Source organism: Metabacillus mangrovi (assembly GCF_009711125.1).
GTDB classification, from domain to species: domain Bacteria; phylum Bacillota; class Bacilli; order Bacillales; family Bacillaceae; genus Metabacillus_B; species Metabacillus_B mangrovi.
The window spans coordinates 1-1,283 of record NZ_WMIB01000052.1; the positions used below are offsets into that span (position 1 = coordinate 1).

A 1,283-nucleotide genomic window follows, 5' to 3' on the forward strand; every position below is an offset into this window, starting at 1 on the left:
GATGGTTTATAAATGTATGTGTAAGGTCCTTTTCTAGACAATAGAAAAAGGACAAAGTACTCTCTGAATATCACCACAATAATCGAGAGGAGTCCTTTGTCCATGTCTAAGGATAGCACAAAAAATATGGATCTTTCCAGTCTGTTAGAGTCCACGATGAAGGAAGTACTTAAAGAGAAAGTCGAATTGATTCTCAAGGAAGAAATAAAAGAGGTCCTTAAAAATGAACCCGTAGGGGAAAACAATTCTCGAAATGGATACTATCCTCGTATGCTGGATACAGTCTACGGCCGGATTGAAGACCTTGATGTCCCAAGGGACCGCAAAGGCGAGTTCCAAACGGAACTATTTGAACCCTATAAACGCAGAATGGTGGCTGTAGATGAGCTGGTCATTCAATTGTATCGTCATGGTGTTGGTGTTCGTCAGGTCGGTAAAATCATGAAAAGCCTGCTTGGAGATTCGTATTCCCAAGGAACCGTTTCGAATGTCACGGATACCGTTCTCCAAGATATCCGCGAATGGCAAAATCGTCCTTTAAATAAGCGATACTGCGCACTTTACCTTGATGCTTTATTTGTGAAAGTCCGTCGTGACACAGTTGGGAAAGAAGCAGTCTACATCGTATTAGGCATTACCCCGGAGGGGCATCGGGAAGTCTTGGGATTTTATATTGGCGGCAGGGAGTCCTCCAACGGGTGGAGTGAGATTCTAAATAATCTTCGTGAACGCGGCGTTGAGGAAGTCCTTCTCGGCGTATTTGATGGCCTGCCAGGTCTGGAAGATGCGTTCCTTCGTACTTTTCCCAAAGCGGATGTGCAGCGCTGTGTGGTCCACAAAGTACGAAATACGTTGAACCATGCTCGAAAAAAACACCAGCCAGAGTTAGCCCAGGATTTAAAAACCATCTACAAGGCTGACACGTTTATTGAAGCTGAAGCTGCCCTCGTTGAACTGAAAGAGAAGTGGAAGAAAGCATACAAACGGGAATTGGAATCTTGGGAGGCTGATCTGCCTGTCCTCCTTACGTTCTTAAAGTATCCTAAGGATGTCCAACAGTATCTCTATACAACCAACCTAATCGAACGCCTGAACAGAGAAGTTCGCAAGCGATTAAAAACAATGGACAGCCTCCCGAATATAGAGGCGGCAGAGAAGATCATTTATCTAAATGTGACGGATTATAATGATGCCTGGGCTAGAAGGAAATTAGGAGGATTTGGGTTAGCGAAAGAAGAAATCGCCCAGATGTTTGATGAACGTTATGGAAAAGAAAGATGACA

Annotated in this window: 1 protein-coding gene; it reads left to right on the plus strand. The window is 44.0% G+C overall.

The window, feature by feature from the left end:
• Positions 1-102 precede the first annotated feature (102 nt).
• Positions 103-1,281, plus strand: a complete 1,179-nt coding sequence (locus GKZ89_RS20755) for an IS256 family transposase (RefSeq protein ID WP_155114303.1) — start codon at positions 103-105, stop codon at positions 1,279-1,281.
• The last annotated feature ends 2 nt before the right edge of the window (positions 1,282-1,283 follow it).

Coding starts and splice junctions, on each gene's coding strand:
- GKZ89_RS20755 (WP_155114303.1), top strand. CDS start 103: ATGTCTAAGGATAGCACAAAAAATATGGATCTTTCCAGTCTGTTAGAG.